The following is a 21,658-nucleotide window of genomic DNA, read 5'->3' as shown; positions in this document are numbered from 1 at the left end:
TTCAATGCCCGATCGAAGGCAGCCCACGGTATCGCATCTCCGATTCCATTTGTCCTTCTGCGCGACGGCGCGGAAAAAGGAACATTTTGCCTGCGACATCGGCAATGAAAGACACTCGCACCGGTTCGATCTGGCCGCGCCGGATCGCCTGAGCTGACGTCAACTCAAGCAGACTTAAGACAGGGTTGCGCAGTATTGAAACGCAGCCAATGCAAACATGATGTCAAGAAAATGAAGAATCTCAGAATCGGAGTTCGTCTCTCGGCCGCCTTTGGCCTTCTAATTATGCTGCTCGTCGGCATTTCGGCCGTTGCTTTGATGCATTTGGACGCCGAGAGCGGACGCATGAAGATAATGGTGGACGAAAACGTCCTCAAAGCCGAGTACGCTCACCAGATCAAAGACAATGGGAATTATGGTGCGCGCCAGATCCGCAATGCGTTATTGGCGAGTAGCCCGGACGAGGCCGCCCGGTACCTGCAACGGATCCGCGACAATCGCGCCAAAAACCAGGCGGTGATGGAAAAGCTCGACGCGCACATCCATAGCGTGGAAGGACGGCACCGCTTCGAGGAAATGAAGGCCGCGCAGTCGCGCTATGTCGCGACGCGCGCCAAAGTGATCAATCTGATCGAGCAGGGGCAGAAAGATCCCGCGCGCGACCTGCTGTTCGGCGATGTGCGTAAGGAGCAGGACGCCTATTTCGCGGCCATCGAGAATCTCGTGACCTTCGAGGTCGACGTGATGAATCAAAGCGGCGCCGAAGCCGTCCATGCCGCGAACCGCGCGGTCTGGACGATCGGGCTGCTGGCGTTCGCCGCGACCGGATTCGCGGCCTTCTGCGGCTGGTCCATCACGCGCTCGGTGACCGCGCCCGCTCGCGCGGCCGTCGACTCGGCGGTTCGCGTCGCACACGGCGACCTGACGGGACACATCGAGGCGCAGACCGGCGACGAGATGGGGTTGCTCATGCGCGCGCTGCAGACGATGAATGTGAGCCTCGTGCGGATCATCGGCGGCGTACGCACGAGCGTGGAGACAATCAGCTCGGCCGCCGAGCAGATTGCCTCCGAGAACGCCGCGCTCGCGAGTCGTACCGAGGAGCAAGCCGCCTCGCTCGAGCAGACCGCTGCAAGCATGACGCAGCTGACGGAGACAGTGAAGCGCAACGCCGAAAGCGCATACCAGGCAAAGGCGCTCGCCACCGGCGCGAGCGGAATCGCCGACTCGGGGCATGCGGCGGTGCAGGAAATGCTGGAAACGATCGGGCAGGTCAACGACAGCGCGGACAAGATATCGGACATTACCGGCGTGATCGAGGGCATCGCATTCCAGACCAATATCCTTGCGCTCAACGCGGCGGTGGAGGCCGCGCGCGCCGGCGAGCAGGGGCGCGGCTTCGCGGTGGTCGCGAGCGAGGTGCGCTCGCTCGCGCAGCGCTCCGCGGCGGCGGCGAAGGAGATCAAGGCGCTGATCGAGACATCGGTGGGCATGATCCAGCAGAGTTCTCACCAGGCGGGCGAGGTGGGCGAGACGGTGGATCGGATCAACGAGGCCGTGCGCCAGGTGTCGGCAATCGTCTCGGAGATCTCTGTCGCGTCCGAGCAGCAGACCACCGGCATCGAGCAAGTGCATGCGGCCGTGGGCCAGATCGACCATGTCACGCAGGAGAATGCCGCGCTGGTGGAGGAGGCGGCAGCGGCCTCGAAGGCGCTCGAGGAGCAGGCGCACGCGCTGCACAGCGCGATCGCGTTCTTCAAGATCGACGCGCACAAGCTTCCTCGGCTCGCCGCCTGAGTCGTGCTGGCGGGCTTTTCTATTTTCGGCGCGCCAAAAACGGTCGATCGTTGCCACTTGGGCGCCGCGCTCACCACACCCGCCAAGAAGTGGGCGAAGCGAAGGGCGCTCCACAGCGCGACACTGGGCGCGCGGCGGCGCCCGCCCATGAGAAAAACGTCCGACAGGTCAGTCAGCGCACGCGCCGCCACCGGCAGCGCCCGGCCGCGTGAGTCAGTTCGCTTTGGTCGCCGCGAATACCGCGCGGCGGGAAGACAGTCGCCGCACGCGCAGCAACAGCGTCAGCGCAATACTCATGTTGAGCAGATTCCAGGCGATCCCGTTCAAAAACGCGGCATGGTAACTGCCGGTCAGGTCGAACATTTTGCCGGCCAGCCATCCGCCGAGCGCCATGCCGAACAGCGTACACATCAGCACGGTGCCGACACGGGCGCCCGCTTCCCGAACCGGAAAATGCTCACGCACGATGATCGCGTACGACGGCACGATGCCGCCCTGAAATAAGCCGAACAACGCCGATACCACGAACAAGGGCACCAATCCATTGAACGGCAGGAACAGCAGTAGCGCGACACACTGCAATACCGAGCCAAGAAGCAGCGTGCGCACGCCACCGATGCGGTCGCAGATGAATCCGGAGATCAGCCGGCTGGCAATGCCGAAGCCCAGCATGACCGACAGCATCTGCGCGCCGCGGGCCGCGCCATACCCCAGGTCGCCGCAATAGGCGACGATATGGACCTGCGGTGTGGCCATGGCGACGCAGCATGCCACCCCGGCAACACACAGCAACCCCTGAGCAGTCCCGAACGACAGGCCGAACGGACGTATCGCGCTCGCCGCGTTCGGTGCGTCCTCCGTACGCGCCTGCGCAGCCGGCTCCGTTGTCGTGGGGGGACGCTCGCGAAGCAACAGCGCCAGCGTGGCCATCGCGAGGCTGCAGAAAATCGCCATGCCGGTGTACGTCGAGCGCCACCCTGCGATTTGAACGAAATGCTGTACGACGGGCGGCCAGATTGCACCGGCCAAGTAATTGCCGCTTGCGCAGACGGCCACGGCCAGTCCCCGCCGCTTGACGAACCATAGGGAGGTGTCGGCCACGAGTGGAGCGAACGCGACGCTGCTGCCCAGCAACCCGACGAGCCCGCCCTGCGCGAGCGCGAACATCAGGACGTTGCTGGACATTGCGCTGGCCAGGTAGCCCAGGCCTAAGCCGACCGCGCCCAGCATGAGCGGCCACATCACCCCGAAACGATCGGCCAGGCGGCCCATCACCACGCCGCCGATACCGAAGCCGACCATCAGCAGCGTGTATGACAACGAAACATCGGAGCGGGAGCTGCCGAAGTTGGCTTGCACGGCCGGCAGCATGACGGACAGCACGTACATGCTGCTGCTGCCGATGGTCATCAGCGCAAGCGTCACCGCCAGACGCATCACGGCATACCCCGAATCGGCGGTGTGCCGGCTCGGCCGGGAAATCATGTGGCGTTCCTCCAGACTGATCATCGCACTGTCCGCAGAGCACAGTCGCGCAAGGCAATGCGTCAGTCTACAGTCAGTGCGAAAAGGCGGCAGCGATCTCGCCCGGCTCCGTTTCCGCTCGCCTATGTGAAGATTGGCCTGGATGCGTCACGTCATGACCTGCGACGCACCCCGCGCGGCGGGCGCACGATCGATGTCGAGCGAGCGCCGCCTCGCCTGCATAGGCAGGCCCCGCTCACTGATTCGGCAATGCATAAGCAATGACATAGTCGCCCAACTTTGTCCCGAACGATCCGTGGCCGCCGGCCGCGATCACCACATACTGACGGCCGTTGACGGAATACGTCATCGGCGTAGCCTGCCCGCCCGCGGGCAGTCGCGCGCGCCACAACTCGTTGCCGTTATCGACGTCAAAGGCGCGCAAGTAGTTGTCGGCGGTCGCGCCAATAAACGCCACACCGCCCGCCGTCACGATGGGCCCGCCCAGCATCGGCATCCCCACTTTGAACGGCAGCGGAATCGGCGAGCTGTCGCGCGTGGTGCCGATCCGCTTTTTCCAGATGATCTGGTTCGTCTTGAGATCGATCGCCGACATATAGCCCCATGCCGGCTGCTTGCATGGAAGCCCGAACGGCGACAGGAACGGATTGAGCGTCACGCCATAAGGGACGCCATATTGCGGCTGGATGCCCGCTTCCGTCCCGCTGCCCTTCGCGCCGGCCACCGGCTCCATCGGATTGCCGGGACCGCGAGGGATAAGCCTCGATACGAACGGCAGCGCAATCGGGTTGGCAATCGCAATCTGGCGATCGGTATCGACGGCGATACCCCCCCACTCGAACATCCCGAGGTTGCCCGGAAACACAAGCGTGCCTTGCAGCGATGGTGGCGTGTAGATGCCTTCGTAACGCAATCGATGGAACATCACGCGGCACACGAGTTGGTCATACATCGTGGCGCCCCACATGTCCGCGCCGGACAGGTTGTTCCTGGGCCGGAACGTGAGATCGGAAAACGGTTGTGTCGGCGAAACGTGATCGCCAGGCGCCGCGCCCTGCGGCACCGCGCGCTCAGGGGCTGGCACCACTGGGGTTCCCGTGCGTCGATCGAGCACGTAGAGGTTGCCCGTCTTCGCTGGCGCGTAGATGACCGGAATGGTTTTGCCGTCGCCCGCCGTGATGTCGGCGATCGTGGGCTGCGAAGGTTGGTCCATGTCCCACAGATCGTGGTGCGTGCTCTGGTAGAACCATGCGAACTGGCCCGTCGATGCATGCAAAGCGAGAATCCCGCTCGCATAGCGTTCCTGCAACGGGGTGCGGTTGCCGCCCCAGATATCCGGCGTCGAGACGCCCATCGGCAGATAAACGATGTCGAGCTTCGGATCGTAAGCGGCGGGGGCCCATGAGTTCGGCGAATTCCACGTGTAGTGCTGACCGGGGCCGGGGATCGCATTAGGATCCTGCGCGCCGGGGTCGAAGGCCCAGAGCAGCTTGCCGGTGCGCACATCGAAGCCCCGAATCACGCCCGATGGCTCGCGTGTCGAAAAGTTGTCCTCCACCGAGCCGGCCACAATGATCACCTTACTCGTGACGACCGGAGGCGAAGTCGGCTCGTACATGCCCGGCGTCGTGACGGGCTCGTCGTGCTGCAGATCGAGGTCGCCATTGCTGGCGAAGTCCGCGCAGCGCTGGCCCGTCTGCGCATCGAGCGCGTAAAGATGGCCGTCGTTCACCGGTAGGAAAATGCGGCGTGTGCACATGCCCGGTGCCGTCTCCGCCGCAGAGGGGCTGGCGGGCGCAGCCGCCACGCTGGAAGCCGCCGCCGCGTTCGAAGCCGCAACGGTATCGGTCGCGGTATTCGTGGGGGTGTCTGCGGCGCTGCTGGGCACGGCCGCTGAAGCGTCGGTGCCAGCCGATGCAGGCAAGCTGGCCGAAGCACCCGGTGGCGCAGCCGGCGTAGCCGAAGCCGCTCCATTGGCAGGCGCGGCGGCAACTTCCTCGCCGCCATTCGCCGAAAGATCCGCATACGAGACCCCGCGGCAGGTCACGTGCTGAAACGAAGGATCGGCCTTCAACCTGGGATCGTACTTCCACTTGAGTTTGCCCGTCTGCGCATCGAGCGCGAACAGAATCTGATGCGGCGAGCAGAGGTAAAGCATGTTCCCGATCTTCAACGGCGTGACTTCGTTCGTGATTTCCACGGGATCGTTCGGGCCTTTCGTATCGCCCGTGCGAAAGATCCACGCAACGGTGAGGTGCTTGACGTTGTCCGGCGTGATCTGGGCGAGCGGCGAATAGCGCGTACCTTGCGGTGTGCGGCCGTACTCGGGCCAGTCGGCTCCGCTCGAGGCAGCGGAGGCGGAGGACGCGGGTGGTGCGGACTGCGCATTCAGCGTACGGTTGATCGTCTGCGGATCGTTGAACCAGGCATAGACGAGCACGCCGCCCCAGAGCGCGAGCGCGACCACCAGTACGCCGATGGCCGTGCCGCGTGGCGGCAGCAGCGAGGGGCTGACGAACAGCAGCAACCAGATGCCAAAAATGACGAGCACATCCGAGCGCGGAACGAGCGCCCAGAAGTCCGGGCCCGATTCCCACAGTGCCCACCCGGCCGTGCCGGCGAGCACGAGCGCATAGAGCATGAAGGCACCCGGGTGCCGCAGCCCGATGAGCCAGGCGACGACCAGCAGCACGAGGCCCGTCGCGACGTAGTACGGCGAACCGCCCACGACGAGCAGCCATGCGCCCCCGACGATCAGATAAAGCGCCGTCAGCCCGCAGAAGATGACGGACAGTATGTTGAGAACGGGCCGGGTACGGGATGCGGTGGACATGATGGACTCGAACTCCGCCTGAATGACGATTGAGGGAATGGGCTCGGCAGCGCGAAGAACGTCGAACCGGGCTGGGCGCCGCGATGTCGGGGCGGCGCTTACTTGTCGGCGCCGTCTACGACTAGCGCGTTATGCACAGCGGTGACCCCATCGAGCTTTTGCACCGTGTCTCCGGCCGCCTGTTTTTCCGCAGCGTGTGCGACATGGCCCGTGAGCGTGACCACGCCGCCCGTGGTCGTCACATGCACGTGGCTGGCGTGCACGTGGCCGGCACTCATGAGGGCCGCCTTCGCGCGTGCGGTAATGACGCTATCGCTCAAGCCGCTGCCCTGCGAAGGCACGGTCAGGCTCTGCGGCGCGACTTTCGGCGGCACAGCTTCCGAGCCGGCTTGGCCCCACGCCCCACCCGCCGCGAGCACGAACGAGAGGCAAAGCCCCGGGCGTATCAATGCCTGGATTTTCATTTCGGTCCCCCCCTGAATTACAAGCCGATCTCGGAGCGGCCGGCTGTCGGCGATCCACCCGCGCAATCGTTCACCGCTTTGCGTCGTGGCGGCCCGATACCGAGCGTCTGCCGAACGCGCTACGCCATGACGCGGCTCCAACGGCGGGGACCGCAAGCCATGTACCCGGCCGGGCGTCGTCCGGCGGTTTTTGCGCACGTCCAGCTTCCAGATCGTGACCAAGTGCGGCGTTTACCCCGGTTTGAGCCTGGGTGGAAGGGACCGCAGGACGGTGGGTGAGGCGGGAAAGGAACGGCCATCCCGGCTGCGTCGTAGCCGTCTCCTTAAGCTTCGGGTAAGGCTTCTAAGGCAAGATGCACGCCAATTGGACTATTCGAGGCAAAGCCATGTCCCGCATTCCGCATCATGACCGCGAGCGTTACGGGCTCGTTGCGCGCGTTCTTCATTGGCTGATCGTCGCGCTCGTCGCTGCGCAATTCGTGCTGGGCTGGACGATGCCGGATGTGCATCGCGATACGCAGCCGGTCGATCTCATCGCCTGGCACCTGGCAACCGGCGCGGCGCTGATCGCGGCGATGGCCGTGCGCGTCGCGTGGCGTCTCACGCACCGGCCGCCGCCGACGGCGCTGCCGCCGCTCATGGATACCGTTTCGCGCGCCACTCACTTTCTGCTCTACGCCGCACTGATTGCCGTGCCCGTGCTGGGCTGGGCGAACGCGTCGTCTCGCGGCTGGGCGATCAAGCTCTTCGGCGCGCTGCAATTGCCGGCGCTCGCACCTACGGGTTCGACCATCGGCCACGCGATGGGCGATGTCCATAGCGCACTCGCGTGGGTGCTGCTGGCGCTCATCGGCATGCATATCGGCGCCGCGCTGTTCCATCGCTTCGTGCGCAAGGACAAGGTGCTTCAACGTATCACGTGGTGATCGGACCGGCCAGAAGTCGCCCCTGCCTGCGTCGTCCTCCCCCCCCGTTTGCTCCCTGCAGTTGCCAATGCAAGACGGGGTGGGCCGTTCCGGCCGGCATCGCCCATACGCTGTTCGGCCCGAAGTCATAGCCGGCGAACGACGAAGGCGTGCTCATCTGCGCCGTCACTTGAAGCTCGGCGCGTCGAACAAGACGAACGCCGTAGTCAAAGCGATACAGCGGAGCTTGATCGAATTCGTCTGTCAATCGTGAACGACGGGGCGCCGGCCGGCGCCCCGGTGTCCGACATCAAATGGCACCCTGGAACGAGAGTATGCGGGTCTTGAATTCTTCGGGAACGGCTTTCGTCGAGTGATTTTGATAGTCGTACATGACGTGCGTCGAATAGGCCCGTGCGACGATGACGTCTTCATCCTGGCCGGCGCCGTCCCGGACCATCAAATGCTCCAATTCGAAGCTCTTCGAGCCGAACCGCGTCACACTTGTGCGCACCGTAATGGTGTCGCCGTATTGCGCGGGCTTCAGGTATTCGCACGACGTCTTAACCATGATATGCGGCAGCTTTTCCGAAAATGGCAAGCGCAGCAGGTCGTGCATGTAGGTGAGGTAGGCGTGTTGCAGATAATCGTAGTATACGGGGCTGCTGACGTGCCCCGTGGCATCCGTTTCCCGATACTTTACGGCGATATTGGTTTCGTAGCATTTCTTCGTCATAACGCACTCCCACGGTGGTGAAGTCGAGATCGACCTTAGGCGTGAGGGAATTTAATGTCATTTTTCGATTGCCGAAACTGTCGGAAATGGCAGACGTTTGCAGGATTTTTGATTCTGCTATAAATGACAGTATCACGTTGACGCTTATCAAGTTCTAATTGCCGCCGTAAATCGGCAATGCGAAACGAAGAGCGGAGCGTCAACATGGATAGATCGGTTCAAGCATCGTCCGCGGGCGGGACGACGGTAGTCAGCGTGGGGCAGTTACGCAGCGAGTTGTCCCGCGATCGCCTGTCGGCGCGGCTCGTCGACGATACACGCGAGCGCATCGCGCGCATCCTCGCCGGCGACGACGATCGGCTGGCCCTCATCGTCGGGCCCTGTTCGATTCACGACGCCCAGGCCGCATTCGAGTTCGCCCGGCGGCTCGCGCCGCTGCGGGCCCGCCATGCGGACTCGCTCGAAATCGTCATGCGCGTCTACTTCGAGAAGCCGCGCACGCGCGGCGGATGGAAGGGGTTGATCAACGATCCCTGGCTGGACGACAGCTTTCGCATCGAAGAGGGTTTGCGGATGGCGCGGGGGATTCTGCTCGGCGTCAACGCGCTCGACGTGCCGGCCGCCACCGAATTTCTCGATCCGATCACCGCGCCCTATCTCGAAGACCTCGTGTCGTGGGGCGCCATCGGCGCGCGGACGACCGAGTCGCAGATCCATCGCCAAACGGCGTCCGGCCTGACCGCACCGATCGGCTTCAAGAACGGCTCGGATGGCAACGTGAAGATCGCGATCGACGGTGCGCTCGCCTCGCGTGCCCCACACCGATATTTGCGACCGGCCGACCGGGGGGGAATCGAAGTCGTCGCTACCTCGGGCAATCCGCATACGCATGTGGTGCTGCGCGGCGGGAAGACACCGAACTACGACACACAAAGCATCGCAGGCGTTTGCGCGGCGCTGCGCGATGCGCATTTGCCGCCGTTCCTCGTCGTCGATGCCAGCCACGGCAATAGCGGCAAACAAGCGCGTGCGCAACTCGACGTCTGCGAAAACCTGGCCTCGCAACTGACGGACGGCCAGCGAGCGATCGCGGGCGTGATGATCGAATCGTTTCTCGTCGAAGGGCGGCAAGACATCGTGCCGGGCCGCCCGCTCGTTTTCGGGCAAAGCGTGACGGACGCGTGTCTTGGCTGGAACGATACGGCTCGAGTCATCGAGCAGCTTTCCGCCGCGGTCGCGGCACGCCGGCGGTCCCACGTCGGCTTCGTGGCGCGGCGCATGCCCGGCATCGCGATCGACGCCGTTTCCTGCTAAAAAAGGAGCTGCCTTGAACTCACCGAACGATATTGCCCAGACCCTCGACTGGAAGGGGGCGGGCGCGAGCCGCACGCCGTTCGCGGCCTATACGAGCGACGCGCTTTATCAGCGCGAGCTGGAGCGCTTGTTTTACTCGAAGCACTGGTGCTACATCGGCCTCGAGGCCGAGGTGCCCTCGCCGGGCGACTTCCAGCGTGCGGAAGTGGGCGAGCGCTCGGTCGTCATGACGCGCGCCGGGGACGGCGAGGTGGTGGTGTTCGAAAATGCCTGCGCGCATCGCGGCATGCAGTTTTGCCGCGAGCGGGCCGGTAAGGCGAAGGACTTCCACTGCCCCTATCACCAGTGGAACTACGACCTGAAAGGCAACTTGATCGGGGTCCCGTTTCGACGCGGCGTCCGGCAAGCCGGCAGGGTCAACGGCGGCATGCCGCTCGATTTCGATCCGGGGCAGCACGCGTTGCGCCGGCTGCGCGTCTCGACGCGCGGCGGCGCGGTGTTCGCGTCGTTCGATCAAGACGTCGAATCGTTCGAGGATTTTCTCGGCCCCAAGATTTTGCATTATTACGACCGTCTCTTTCACGGCCCGAAGCTGACGCTGCTCGGCTATACGCGTCAACGCGTGCCGAGCAACTGGAAGCTGATGGTCGAGAACATCAAGGATCCCTATCACGCGGGGCTGCTGCACACGTGGTTCGTCAACTTCGGACTGTGGCGCGCCGACAATCCGGCCGAACTCGTGACCGACGCGCATCATCGGCATGGCGCGATGATCTCGATTCGCAGTGGCGGCGGTGGCGGTGAAGTCACCCACAACGTGACGAGCTTCAAGGAACGCATGACGCTGCACGACGATCGGTTCCTCGACGTCGTTCACGAGCCCTGGTGGGGGGACCCCACTGTCGTCATGCTGACGCTGATGCCGAGCGTCATCATCCAGCAGCAGGTCAACGCATTGTCCACGCGGCGGATCCGTCCGGTGAGCCCCGGCGTATTCGATTATGTCTGGACGCACTTCGGTTTCGAAACCGATGACGAGGACATGACGCGCCGCCGTCTGCGTCAGGCCAACCTGTTCGGCCCGGCGGGCTTCGTGTCGGCGGACGACGGCGAAGTGATCGAATGCGTGCAGCAGAACTTCGACCGTATCCCGGAGGGCAACGTGTACAACGAGCTTGGCGGACGTCAGGTCGACGATCACACCGATCACATGGTGAGCGAAACGCTCGTGCGCGGCATGTACGAGTACTGGCGCAAAGTGATGGAGGGTTAAATGACGAAGGCCGCAACGTTGACTCAAGTGCAGACGCCGGCACAGCAAGTGGCGCAGGTGAGCTTCGCGGATTATTACGCGCTTGTCGAGATGAACGCACGCTATGCAGCGGCGCTTGATTCGGGCGATTGGGATGCCTGGCCCGAGTTCTTCGAAGACGTATGCCGCTACGAAATCGTGCCGCGCGAGAATCACGAACGGCGTCTTCCGCTTGCGCTGCTCGCCTTCGAAAGCAAGGGCATGCTGAAGGATCGCGTGTACAGCATCAAAGAAACGCTGTTCTTCGATCCGTACTACCAGCGTCACATCATCGGTACGCCGCTCGTTACCTGTCTAGACGATTCGATCCTCGAGGCGCGGACGAACTACGCGGTATTGCGCACGAAATCGGAGCAGGCAACGGACGTGTACAACGCGGGCGTGTATCTCGATCGCATCCGCCGTACCCAGCGCGGGCTGCGTTTCGAATCGCGCATCTGCGTGTACGACAGCGAGATGGTGCCGAATTCCATCATCTATCCCATCTAACGGGAGCAAGCCATGCGCAACGAGTGGATCGACGTCATCGATCGGGACGTCGTGTGTGCCGATGGGCTGGCCGGGGTATACGTCGAGGGGCATGACATCGCGCTGTTCGCGGTCGGCAATGAAATCTTCGCGACCGATAATCGATGCACGCATGGCGAGGCACGCTTGAGCGACGGGTTCCTGCTCGACGACGAGATCGAGTGTCCGCTTCACCAGGGACGCTTCAGCGTGCGGAGCGGCATGGCGATGTGCGCGCCCGTGACGGGCTGCATCCGCACCTATCCCGTGAAGATCGAAGTCGGACGCGTCTTTCTGCAATTCGAGGCCGAGACGTCCGACGCCTCGCTCCAATCGGGAATCTGACCATGTCTGCATTCGTCATTTTCGACATCGACGTGCACGATGCCGACGCCTACGAGGATTACCGGCGCATCGGCGCGCCGACCGTCGCCGCGTTCGGCGGGCGCTTCCTCGTGCGCGGCGGCGAAACCGAGATGCTTGAGGGCGACTGGGCACCTAAGCGCGTGATCGTGCTCGAGTTCGAGACGGCCGAGCGTGCGCGTGCCTGGTATCGATCGGCGTCCTATCAGGACGCGAAGCGAATCCGCGAGCGGGCCGCGCATACGATCGGCATTCTTGCCGAGGGCTACGCGAGCGCGTCGTCATTCGCGTCGTCGCCGGTTTCATCGTCTGTATCGGGAGGGGAGGCAGTCTGAGGGCCGTTGGGCTGTCTCTTAACGATCGAGAGGCGTCGAATGCGCCGACGGTTGAAGCCGCGCGATCGCCGCGCGGTATTCGTCGTCGAGCCGATCGACGATCTGAGCCACGGTCAACACCGCGTCCATCGATCCGACGCCTTGCCCCGCCCCCCAGATGTCGCGCCACCGCTTGGCGCCCGACTCCGGAGAAAAGTCCATCTCCGCCCCTTCCACCCGCGTCAGCTTGCGGGGATCGATGCCGGCCGCCTCGATGCTTTGGCGCAGATAGTTGCCGTGCACGCCGGTGAAGGCATCCGTATAGACGATGTCGGCGGCCGTTGCCTCGACGATCGTGTCCTTGTAGCGCGTCACGACGTTCGCTTCGCGCGAGGCGATGAAGCGCGTGCCGATATACGCGCAATCGGCCCCGAGCGCACGCGCGGAGGCAATGGCGTCGCCCGTCGCAATGGCGCCTGCCAGCGCGACGAAGCCTGAGTAAAAGCGCCGGACCTCGGGCACGAGCGCGAACGGCGAGAGCGTGCCCGCATGGCCACCGGCCCCGGCCGCCACGAGGATCAATCCGTCCACGCCGGCTTCGAGCGCCTTCTCGGCATGCCGTATCGTCGTGACGTCGTGCAAGACGATGCCGCCGTGACGCTGCACTTCGTCGACTATCTCGCGCGCCGGTGCGCGCAGGCTCGTGATCATGACCGGCACACGTCGATCGATCGAGACGCGCAGATCGGCTTCGAGCCGCGTGTTCGACGGATGGCAGATGTGGTTGACCGCGTAGGGGCCGGCCGCCGCATGCGGGAACGCGCTGCGATGCGTCCTCAGCTCGGCGTCGATCATTGCGAGCCAATCGTCGAGCTGTGCGCTCGAGCGCGCGTTCAGCGAGGGGAACGCGCCGACGATCCCGCTTTTGCACTGAGCCAGGACCATCTCGGGATAGCTTGCGATCAGCATCGGCGATGCGATCACAGGCAGCCGCAGCGATTGAAGGGGGGCGGGCGTCGTCATGGTCTCCTCTCGCGTTACTGGGCCAGCGCGGCGCTGTTGCGCCGCTCGCTCAGCCGCTGATGAAAGCCGGCGCTGCTGACCGCGCAACGCGTGTGGATGCCTTCGCCTACCACGCCCACGGCATCGCGCACCGAAATGCGATAGGTCATCATGCGGCCGTCGACTTCGATCAGTTCGGCGTCGACCGTCACTTCCCATTCGGGCGGCGTCGGCGCGAGATGCTGGATCTCGAAGTGGTAGCCGACCGTCATTTGACCGGCGGGAAGCAGATGATCGGTGGCCTTCATGCAGGTTTGCTCGATGAAGATGATCATGATCGGGCTCGCCAGTGCGTGCGCTTGCCCGCCCCATTGATCGGCGAGAGAAATCGTATCGACGCGATGCGTCGCGCGGGCGCTCAGCCCTGGCTGGATAGTCAACTGAGACTCCTTGGTCGGGTAGAGGAAAGCGGGGGAAATCGAGACTTATCGGATTGCGGCCGTCGCGGCCGCCGTACGCTGCATCTGGCTGAAAATATTGCGGCTGTGCATTTCCTCTGTGCCGCCCGCCGATCCCATCGCCAGCGCATCGGCGACGAATGTCGCGAGCGCGCCGCGGCGGTAGCCGTCGCTGCCGTGAATCGCGAGCAGATGCAATGCGGCTTGTGCGAGGTCTCGCGCTCCGCCGAGCTTGGCGATCGAACAATTGGCCAGCGCTGCCGGATGCTGCGATAGCAATTGATCGAGGGCACTGAGTGCCATCCAGCGCGAACGCTGCGCGCCGATTTCGATTTCGACGAGGCGCCGCTGCACGTGCTGATGCGTATCGAGCGTGGCGCCGAGCGTCGCACGCGCGGCAACGTAGGCCAGCGCATCGCTGAGAAACGGTCGAACGACGTCGGCGCACAAGAGCCCGAACAGCGCGCGGTTCATCGACGCGATGTCCATCAGCAATTTGAGCCCGGCGGCAGGCTCGCCGAGCAGTTCGTGCGCGCCGATGCCGACGTTCGAGAACGTGATGTCGCCGATCGGAAGATCGGTCACGCCCAGCGTTTCCTGCGGCGCCGTGCGGCCGACGCCGTCGCGGGCGGGATCGAGCAGGACGAGCGCCGTTGCCCGCTTCTCGTGGTGCGAGCAGGATGCGACGACGAGTACCAACTGTGCGTTGGGCGCGTGACTGATGTTGTACTTGTGACCGTCCAGCCGATAATCGTTGCCATCGTGCGTCAGGCGGGTTTCGAGCGCGCGCACCTCCGTGCCGGTGCCTTTCTCCGAAATGGCCGTCGCGCCGACAGCGCCGTCGAGCAGGCACGGGAGATGGCGATCGAGTTGCGCGGGCGAGCCGTGCGCGAGCAGGGCGCGAATCAACGTTGCCTGGTTGGCGAGCGCCATCGCGAAGCCGACTGAACGCAGCGTCGAGACGATCGCCTCGAACGCTTCGACGAACTGCGTCCAGGTGCCGCCGGTACCGCCCAGATTCTCGGGTACGGGCAAGCGCCAGAGGCCGGCGCCGGTCAATGCGCGCCACGCGTCCCACGCGAAATGACCCGCCCGCAGATCGGGCCGGCACGATTGCGCAATGTCGCGAAACTTTTCCGCGACAGACGAGGAGGTCACGTTGGCTGCAGAGTTCATGGTCGCCGCGAGTCACGTTTGAAGTGACGCTAATCTAATCAAATCGGCGTACGCGAGAAACTGTCATTTCTCTCGTACGCGGATCGATCGGCGCGGGTGCTCGCATGCGGTGCGCGCGCTTCATGCACGTGAAGCGTCGGCCTCCGTTAGGACCTGACGTTTTGAGGCAAGCGTTTCGTAGGGCCGGCCGTACGGTGCGCCGCATGCGCTCGCGAATCGGGTCTCACGCGGTGCTGGTGTGGGCTGCATGGAGCAGAGGGGCCAGCGCCTCGCGCTCAGTTCAGCGCCTTCGCCTTCTTGCCGGCGCGCGAAGGCGGCTGGCACATCACGCACGCTTTCGCGCGGGGCAGGTCGTGCTTGTATGAAACGAACTTGCCCTTACAGCGGCAGCACTGATGCATCTCGAGAATGCCGCCATTGAAGAAGCGTACGAGCGACCAGGCGCGCGTCAGATCCAAATGCACGTCCAACCCGCTGTTCGTGCAGTGTTCGCGGTAGAGACGGTATCCCTTCGTCAGTGCTTCGACGTGCGAGCAACGCGCTTCGTCCTTCAGGAACGAATACGTGTGATAGAACAGCGAAGCGTGAATGTTGGCCTGCCACGTCATATACCAGTCTGCAGACGAGGGCAGCATGCCCTTCGGCGGCGATTCCGACTTGACTTCGCGATACAGGCGAATCAGCCGCTCGCGCGAGAGCGAGAGTTCGGATTCGAGCACCTGCATGCGGGCGCCCAGTTCGATCAATGCGACGGCGCGCGAGACTTCGTGCGCTTCTTCGATCAGGCTCGTCTTCGGCACGGTGATCTCCTGTCAGGCGAATTGGCGGGCAGGCAGCGCGGCAAGCAAGATCGCCGCGTGCGTGGCGGTGGCATCGAGCCCCTTATCGACAGTCGTCAATGCCGACAGCATCGCGGCGTCATCGAAGCGGAAGTCGCAGACGATGTCCTCGGATTGCGAGAGCTTGATCGTTTGCGCAGGCGAAAGGGTATGGATCAGATCGGCCATCTGCGACGACAGGCCGAGCTTGAACAGACCTTCGGCGTAGTCCTCGTTGAGCATGTGCTGCGCAAGCATCAGATACGACAGGTTGATCTCGCGTACCGTTTCGAGCACTTCGCGTTCGTCCACTCTAGCCTCCGAGGCGGGGAATCGGATGGCACGCGTCTCTGACGGGCGCCGGTGCGAACCGGCTGCATGGGTGCGTGCGTCGGATGGAAGTATTGTTCAGATTGTTGCCGGCACCAATCAGCGGCGTCGGAACATGATGTCGTCCGCGCCGCTGTCGAATGTCAGCGTTTTCCTACGTGCGCGGGCATACCGTTTGCGCAGATCGGGCGAACAAGCGGCGGTACTGCGCGGGCGTGAGGCCGAACGCGCGTTTGAAGGCGTCGCCGAAGTGCGACTGATGTGAGAAACCGCACGCCAGAGCGATGTCCGTTAGCGCGAGGCGCGCGTCGGTCATCAGGCGCCGAGCCGCCTGCAGACGTTGCTCGGTGAGGTACGCATGCGGGGTCATCCCCACCGCCGCCGTGAAGCCGCGAAGGAAGGTGAGAGGCGGCTGCCCGGCAAGCGCGGCCAGTTCATCGAGCACGAGCGGTTGCTCGTAGGCCTCGGCAATGTGCGCCAGGACGCGCGCGTAGCGCGAGCGATCGGCGCGGCGGGCCGGTGCGGTGTGCGGTGAGGCCGGCGCCGATGCAGCCAGACGCCAGGCCAGATCTTCTATCAGCCCTTCGTCGAACACCGGTGCCGTCAATGTGCGCCGGATCGCGCGCGCCAGCGCGAACGCTTCCCGTGCCCCGCCGAAGCAAACGCGCGTTTGAGCTGGGTGGCCCGGTTCGGCCTCGCATCGCAGTACGAGATATTCGCCCCCGATCGCAGACTCGGAAAACACATCGACGCCCGCCGGCGTGAGCGCGAGTGTGCCGGGCCATCGATCGAACGATTCGCGCCGGTCCGAGCCGATGGCATGCACGCCCGTTTGCCGCTCGAGCGCGATGCCGATCGACGCTAGCTGCGCGGGATCGCACGCGCTGTAAGGCGCACGCGGGAACAATTGCAGCGTCAGCCGGCCGCCGGCCAACGAAACCGGTTGACCGATGCGCGGGCCGGCGTGGTTCAACGGGCCGGCAGTCACGATGAAATTTCTTGATAGACGGTACCGACACCGCCGGGGCATCTTCGTCGCTCCACAACCTTGGAGGCAACGACGATGCGCACAATCGGCTTGATCGGTGGAATGAGCTGGGAGTCTTCCGCCGAATACTATCGAATCCTGAACCAGGCGGCCAGAGCGCGCCTCGGCCCTTTACGCTCGGCGCAGATCCTCATGTACAGCGTCGACTTCGGCCCCATCGAGCAGGCACAGCGCGACGGCCGCTGGAAAGACGCGGCGGCGATCCTGCAGGATGCGGCGCGGCGCCTGCACGCGGGTGGGGCCGATTGCATCGTCTTGTGTACGAATACGATGCACAAGGTGGCCGATGCCATCGCGGGCAGCGTGCCGGTGCCATTCCTTCATATCGGCGATCCCGTCGGCCAGGCATGCCGCGGCCGGGGGTGGAATCGTGTCGGCTTGCTCGGTACGGGCTTCACGATGCGGCAGCCGTTCTTGATCGACTATCTGCGCGAGCATTATGACGTGCAGATGAGCGTGCCGTCGGATGCGCAATGCGATCTGGTTCATCGCGTCATCTATGACGAGCTTTGCGCGGGCATCGTGAGCGACGCGTCGCGCCGGAAGTACGTCGAGGTGATCGAGTCATTGGCGGCGCGCGGCGCGCAGGCGATCGTGCTCGGGTGCACAGAGATCATGCTATTGATCTCGCAAGAAGATAGTCCGCTTCCGATACTCGACACCACCCAACTCCACGCCCTGGCGGCGCTTGAATTTGCGTTAAACGAGGGATGACCCCGTGCATGACCGAATGCGTGACCGGCAACCGGAAAGCCCGCTGAAAGGAATGCCCGCCGCACGGCGCGACGATGGCGGCCCCCCGTGCACTTGATGGACGAGTGGACGCCTATTGGGAATAATGAGGTGCCCCGGCGCTTGCTTTCGAAGCGCTGCCACATCTCCAGGCCGCTATCCTCGCAATGCACAAACCGATACTCCCATTGACGTACGATCAGATCGATCAATGGATCCCCTCGCTGCAGCCGGAGCTGGCGGCCGAGGGCTTTGCATGCGCGGTCGGCGTCCTGCGCGGCGGCGGGCCGCTCGCATTGATGGCGTCGCATGCGATCGGTGTGCCGCCCGCGTTCCTGCGCTACGAACGTGCTACGCGCAAGGTGACGTGGGACTCGTCGATACCGGTGCCGAGCGCGGGCAGCAAAGTGCTCGTGTGCGAGGACATCGCCGGTGCGGGCAACACCCTGGAAGACTGCCTTGCTTTCCTGCGGGGCCACGGGCTCGAGGTCAGGACACTCGTGGCCGGCTTCGACGAGTTGAGCCGGATCCGGCCCGATTACGGGCTCGATGCGCGGGGTTATTTCGTATTGTTCCCATGGGAACGCCACGCTTATACCGACGATTACCGGGATGCGTGGCAGCGCACGCGAGCCGGCACGCAAGGGGCGATCGGCCAGGATCATGAGTTCGCTGTCTACGGGATCGATCTCGATGGCATCTTGCTGCCCGACGTCGCACCGCAGCATTACGAGGCGGATCTGGCCGCGGCCCTGGCCGAGCGCGACGCCCTGGTGCCGTTCGAGCGCTTGCCGGGCATCGATTTCACCCGCACGAAGGCGATTGTCACCGGCCGCCCCGAGATGGACCGCGCCCGCACCGTCGTTTGGCTGATGCGCCACGGATTCGACGCGCCGCAGCTCGTCATGCGTGATCCCGCGCGCCACGGCGATCGTCCGCACGAGGTCGCCGCGCATAAGGCGCAGGCGGCTGTCGCGCTGTCGTGCACGCATTTTGTCGAAAGCGATCCGGTGCAGGCGATCCATATCGCGCAGCTCGCACCGCTCATGCGCGTCATCTGGTGGAATGCGGCCGACGGCACGGGGCAGCTCGTCTCCGCGCATCGCTGGGAGACGTCCGGCGAAGCCGTGCCTGCTCAGGCGGTGCCGGCCGTCTAGCTCCAATGCGCCGGGCCAGCCGCGTTCGTGGCGGCTCGCGCGCATCTGCCTTACCGCGGGGCCGATTGACATCTATGCTGTGGATCAGCATGTCGGTATTCGTTCACGCAACCTACGGGCAAGCGCAAGCTTGCGACAATGAACCTGGCGCCGTGCACCGCGCCGACGTCGCATCTTCCTTTGACCTCTGAAAGTGAGCTGATCGATGCAAACGAAACCCGTACTTGGTCTCGCCGAAGCGAACCGAATCATCGAAACGGCACGCGCCGAAGCCGAAAAGAACGGCTGGCACGTGGCCATTGCGCTGGTCGACGACGGCGGACACCCGCTGGCGCTGACGCGGTTGGACGGCGCCTCGCCCCTGAGCGCCTACATCGCGATCGAAAAAGCGCGCACGTCGGCCCTGGGCCGCCGCGAATCGAAAGCCTATGAAGACATGATCAACGGCGGACGCAGCGCGTTCCTGAGCGCGCCGCTGATCAAAGGCACGCTGGAAGGCGGCGTGCCGGTTGTCGTCAATGGGCAGGTGATTGGCGCCGTCGGCGTGTCTGGCGTCAAGTCCGAACAGGACGCGCATGTGGCCAGGACCGCCGCGCAAAGTATCGAAGCGTAGGGCAAGCGCAAGCCGGGAATGAGCGCGAGCAGGCTCTGGCCCCGAGCCGATTTTTTTAACGATAGGAACGAAGCACCCGCCCCATGAATCTGACCGACCATTACGGGCTGCGTGTCGACGCGGCCCTCAGCGATTTCATCGAGCGCGAAGCGATCCCCGGTACCGGTATCGACGCGCAATCCTTCTGGCAAGGCTTTGCCGAGATCGTGCAGGAGCTCGCTCCGCGCAATCGCGCGTTGCTGGCCGAGCGCGACCGCTTGCAAACGGCGCTCGACGAATGGCATCGCGCGCATCCCGGCCCCATTCGCGATCTGCGTGCCTATCGTGCGTTCCTTCAAGAGATCGGCTACCTCGTGCCCGCGCCTGCCGCGGTGAAGGTGACGACGGCCGGCGTCGACGTGGAGATCGCCGCGCAAGCCGGGCCGCAACTCGTCGTGCCGCTGTCGAACGCGCGTTATGCGCTCAATGCGGCGAACGCGCGCTGGGGCAGCTTGTACGACGCGCTGTACGGCACCGATGCGCTGCCCGAGGACGAAGGCGCCACGCGCTCGGGCGGCTACAACCCCGTGCGCGGTGCGCGCGTCGTCGCCTATGCGCGTGCGTTCCTCGATCGCGCGGCGCCGCTTGACGGGGCATCGCATCGCAATGCGACGGCTTACACCGTGCGCGACGGCCAGCTCGTGGTGCTGACGAAGTCGGGCGAGGCCGGCCTCGCCGAGCCGGCGCAATTCGCCGGCTACCAAGGGCAGGCCGATGCACCCTCTGCCGTTTTGCTCAAACATCATGGGCTGCACATCGAAATCCAGATCGATGCGCAGGCATCGATCGGCAAGACCGATCCGGCTCACGTTAACGACATCGTGCTCGAGGCCGCCGTCACGACGATCATCGATTGCGAGGATTCGGTCGCCGCCGTGGACGGCGCGGACAAAGTCGCGCTCTATCGCAATTGGCTCGGGCTCATGCAAGGGACGCTCGAGGAGCGGGTCGAGAAGCATGGCAAAACGTTCACGCGGCGTTTGAACGAGGATCGCGCCTACCGGACGGGCGATGGCGGCACGGTGACGCTGCATGGCCGCTCGTTGCTGTTCGTGCGCAATGTCGGGCATTTGATGACGACGAACGCGGTACTCGACAGCGACGGACGCGAGATTCCCGAAGGTATCCTCGATGCGGTCGTGACCGTACTGTGTGCGCTGCACGACCGCAGCAACCGCCGCAATTCGCGCGAAGGGGCGATCTACATCGTCAAGCCGAAGATGCACGGGCCCGCCGAAGCGGCCTTCGCCGATGAGTTGTTCACGCGTGTCGAACGGTTATACGGTCTGCCTGCGCAAACGATCAAGATCGGCATCATGGACGAAGAGCGCCGCACGAGCGTCAATCTCGCGGCATCGATCGCCGCCGCGGCCGGGCGCGTCGCTTTCATCAACACGGGGTTTCTCGACCGAACCGGCGATGAAATGCATTCCGCGATGGAAGCGGGGCCGATGCAGCGCAAGGGCGATATGAAGCACTCCACGTGGATCGCCGCCTACGAGCGCAACAATGTGCTCGTCGGTCTGGCCTGCGGACTGCGCGGGCGCGCGCAGATCGGCAAGGGCATGTGGGCGATGCCCGATCTCATGCACGCCATGCTCGAACAAAAGGGTGCCCAGCTGCGTGCGGGGGCCAACACGGCGTGGGTGCCGTCACCGACGGCCGCGACCTTGCATGCATTGCACTATCACGACATCGACGTTCAAGCGGTCCAGCAATCGCTCGAACAGATCGACTATGCGAGCGAGCGCGATGCGTTGTTGGATGGGTTGCTGACGGTGCCTGTCGTCGAGCGGGCGCAGTGGTCGCCGCAAGAGGTGCGACAGGAGGTCGAGAACAACGCGCAAGGGATTCTCGGCTACGTCGTGCGATGGATCGACCAGGGCGTGGACTGCTCGAAGGTGCCCGATATCCACGATGTCGGCTTGATGGAAGACCGCGCGACGCTGCGCATCTCGAGCCAGCACATCGCCAATTGGCTGCGCCATGGCGTCATCACGCCCGAGTTCGTGAAGGAGACGTTCGAGCGGATGGCGCTCGTCGTCGACAAGCAAAACGCGGGCGATCCGAACTACCGGCCGATGGCACCCGATTATGCCGCGTCGTTTGCGTTCCGCGCCGCTTGCGCGCTGGCCTTCGAAGGGCGCGCGCAGCCGAGCGGATACACGGAGCCGCTGCTTCATCGATTCCGCCTCGAATTCAAGCGTCACTTGGCGGGCGACTAGCCGCATCGGCCTGCGCTGCCTCGGGAGACA

21 protein-coding genes are annotated in these 21,658 nt (G+C 64.2%); 11 read left to right on the top strand and 10 right to left on the bottom strand.

Annotated elements, in window-relative coordinates:
* Positions 1 to 231 precede the first annotated feature (231 nt).
* Positions 232 to 1,797: a methyl-accepting chemotaxis protein gene (locus ACTHL0_RS13075; RefSeq protein WP_440567170.1), complete on the top strand. Its 1,566-nt coding sequence runs from the start codon at positions 232 to 234 to the stop codon at positions 1,795 to 1,797.
* A gap of 213 nt (positions 1,798 to 2,010) precedes the next feature.
* Here the strand turns inward: ACTHL0_RS13075 and ACTHL0_RS13070 are convergent, their stop codons facing one another.
* The 3 genes from ACTHL0_RS13070 to ACTHL0_RS13060 form a co-directional block, all read right to left on the bottom strand.
* Positions 2,011 to 3,282: an MFS transporter gene (locus tag ACTHL0_RS13070; protein ID WP_440567169.1), complete on the bottom strand. Its 1,272-nt coding sequence runs from the start codon at positions 3,280 to 3,282 to the stop codon at positions 2,011 to 2,013.
* Between the two features lie 235 nt (positions 3,283 to 3,517).
* Positions 3,518 to 6,115 carry a glucose/quinate/shikimate family membrane-bound PQQ-dependent dehydrogenase gene (locus tag ACTHL0_RS13065; RefSeq protein ID WP_440567168.1) on the bottom strand — a complete coding sequence of 866 codons (2,598 nt, stop codon included), beginning with the start codon at positions 6,113 to 6,115 and terminating at the stop codon, positions 3,518 to 3,520.
* A gap of 98 nt (positions 6,116 to 6,213) precedes the next feature.
* Complete coding sequence (locus ACTHL0_RS13060; protein ID WP_440567167.1) at positions 6,214 to 6,579, bottom strand: BON domain-containing protein; 366 nt, start codon at positions 6,577 to 6,579, stop codon at positions 6,214 to 6,216.
* A 386-nt stretch (positions 6,580 to 6,965) separates the two neighbouring features.
* On the opposite strand from ACTHL0_RS13060, the gene ACTHL0_RS13055 reads away from it, so the two are divergent.
* Positions 6,966 to 7,505: a cytochrome b gene (locus tag ACTHL0_RS13055; protein ID WP_440567166.1), complete on the top strand. Its 540-nt coding sequence runs from the start codon at positions 6,966 to 6,968 to the stop codon at positions 7,503 to 7,505.
* A 289-nt stretch (positions 7,506 to 7,794) separates the two neighbouring features.
* On the opposite strand, the gene ACTHL0_RS13050 is transcribed toward ACTHL0_RS13055, so the two are convergent.
* Positions 7,795 to 8,220, bottom strand: coding sequence for an acyl-CoA thioesterase (locus tag ACTHL0_RS13050; protein WP_440567165.1), 426 nt, complete (start codon positions 8,218 to 8,220; stop codon positions 7,795 to 7,797).
* A gap of 204 nt (positions 8,221 to 8,424) precedes the next feature.
* On the opposite strand from ACTHL0_RS13050, the gene ACTHL0_RS13045 reads away from it, so the two are divergent.
* From ACTHL0_RS13045 to ACTHL0_RS13025, 5 genes are read left to right on the top strand one after another with little or no spacing between them, the layout of a single operon-like run.
* Positions 8,425 to 9,534, top strand: coding sequence for a 3-deoxy-7-phosphoheptulonate synthase (locus ACTHL0_RS13045; protein WP_440567164.1), 1,110 nt, complete (start codon positions 8,425 to 8,427; stop codon positions 9,532 to 9,534).
* A 13-nt stretch (positions 9,535 to 9,547) separates the two neighbouring features.
* Positions 9,548 to 10,807, top strand: coding sequence for a Rieske 2Fe-2S domain-containing protein (locus ACTHL0_RS13040; RefSeq protein ID WP_440567163.1), 1,260 nt, complete (start codon positions 9,548 to 9,550; stop codon positions 10,805 to 10,807).
* Positions 10,808 to 11,335, top strand: coding sequence for an aromatic-ring-hydroxylating dioxygenase subunit beta (locus ACTHL0_RS13035; RefSeq protein ID WP_440567162.1), 528 nt, complete (start codon positions 10,808 to 10,810; stop codon positions 11,333 to 11,335).
* 12 nt (positions 11,336 to 11,347) lie between these two features.
* A complete protein-coding gene (locus ACTHL0_RS13030; protein WP_440567161.1) occupies positions 11,348 to 11,698 on the top strand; it encodes a non-heme iron oxygenase ferredoxin subunit in 351 nt (116 codons plus the stop codon).
* Between the two features lie 2 nt (positions 11,699 to 11,700).
* Positions 11,701 to 12,051 (top strand): DUF1330 domain-containing protein, encoded by a 351-nt coding sequence (locus ACTHL0_RS13025; RefSeq protein WP_440567160.1) that lies wholly within the window; start codon positions 11,701 to 11,703, stop codon positions 12,049 to 12,051.
* A gap of 18 nt (positions 12,052 to 12,069) precedes the next feature.
* On the opposite strand, the gene ACTHL0_RS13020 is transcribed toward ACTHL0_RS13025, so the two are convergent.
* The 6 genes from ACTHL0_RS13020 to ACTHL0_RS12995 all read right to left on the bottom strand — a co-directional run bounded on the left by ACTHL0_RS13020 (position 12,070) and on the right by ACTHL0_RS12995 (position 16,802).
* Positions 12,070 to 13,053, bottom strand: coding sequence for an NAD(P)H-dependent flavin oxidoreductase (locus tag ACTHL0_RS13020; protein ID WP_440567159.1), 984 nt, complete (start codon positions 13,051 to 13,053; stop codon positions 12,070 to 12,072).
* A 14-nt stretch (positions 13,054 to 13,067) separates the two neighbouring features.
* Positions 13,068 to 13,472 (bottom strand): thioesterase family protein, encoded by a 405-nt coding sequence (locus ACTHL0_RS13015; protein WP_440567158.1) that lies wholly within the window; start codon positions 13,470 to 13,472, stop codon positions 13,068 to 13,070.
* A gap of 45 nt (positions 13,473 to 13,517) precedes the next feature.
* Positions 13,518 to 14,666 (bottom strand): acyl-CoA dehydrogenase family protein, encoded by a 1,149-nt coding sequence (locus ACTHL0_RS13010; protein WP_440567157.1) that lies wholly within the window; start codon positions 14,664 to 14,666, stop codon positions 13,518 to 13,520.
* A 275-nt stretch (positions 14,667 to 14,941) separates the two neighbouring features.
* Positions 14,942 to 15,466: a flagellar transcriptional regulator FlhC gene (gene flhC / locus ACTHL0_RS13005; protein WP_440567156.1), complete on the bottom strand. Its 525-nt coding sequence runs from the start codon at positions 15,464 to 15,466 to the stop codon at positions 14,942 to 14,944.
* 12 nt (positions 15,467 to 15,478) lie between these two features.
* Positions 15,479 to 15,796, bottom strand: a complete 318-nt coding sequence (flhD, locus tag ACTHL0_RS13000; protein WP_440567155.1) for a flagellar transcriptional regulator FlhD — start codon at positions 15,794 to 15,796, stop codon at positions 15,479 to 15,481.
* Positions 15,797 to 15,968: 172 nt separating this feature from the next.
* Complete coding sequence (locus ACTHL0_RS12995; protein WP_440567154.1) at positions 15,969 to 16,802, bottom strand: helix-turn-helix domain-containing protein; 834 nt, start codon at positions 16,800 to 16,802, stop codon at positions 15,969 to 15,971.
* Between the two features lie 75 nt (positions 16,803 to 16,877).
* Between ACTHL0_RS12995 and ACTHL0_RS12990 the strand changes: the two genes are divergently transcribed.
* The 4 genes from ACTHL0_RS12990 (at position 16,878) to ACTHL0_RS12975 (ending at position 21,628) form a co-directional block, all read left to right on the top strand.
* Complete coding sequence (locus ACTHL0_RS12990; protein ID WP_440567153.1) at positions 16,878 to 17,576, top strand: aspartate/glutamate racemase family protein; 699 nt, start codon at positions 16,878 to 16,880, stop codon at positions 17,574 to 17,576.
* Positions 17,577 to 17,761: 185 nt separating this feature from the next.
* A complete protein-coding gene (locus ACTHL0_RS12985) occupies positions 17,762 to 18,751 on the top strand; it encodes a phosphoribosyltransferase (protein ID WP_440567152.1) in 990 nt (329 codons plus the stop codon).
* A gap of 205 nt (positions 18,752 to 18,956) precedes the next feature.
* Positions 18,957 to 19,364: a GlcG/HbpS family heme-binding protein gene (locus tag ACTHL0_RS12980; RefSeq protein WP_440567151.1), complete on the top strand. Its 408-nt coding sequence runs from the start codon at positions 18,957 to 18,959 to the stop codon at positions 19,362 to 19,364.
* 89 nt (positions 19,365 to 19,453) lie between these two features.
* Positions 19,454 to 21,628, top strand: a complete 2,175-nt coding sequence (locus tag ACTHL0_RS12975; protein WP_440567183.1) for a malate synthase G — start codon at positions 19,454 to 19,456, stop codon at positions 21,626 to 21,628.
* Positions 21,629 to 21,658: the final 30 nt, after the last annotated feature.

Source organism: Trinickia sp., from assembly GCF_051961175.1.
Classification (GTDB): Bacteria; Pseudomonadota; Gammaproteobacteria; order Burkholderiales; family Burkholderiaceae; genus Trinickia.
This window is presented reverse-complemented; position numbering and strand designations above follow the sequence as displayed.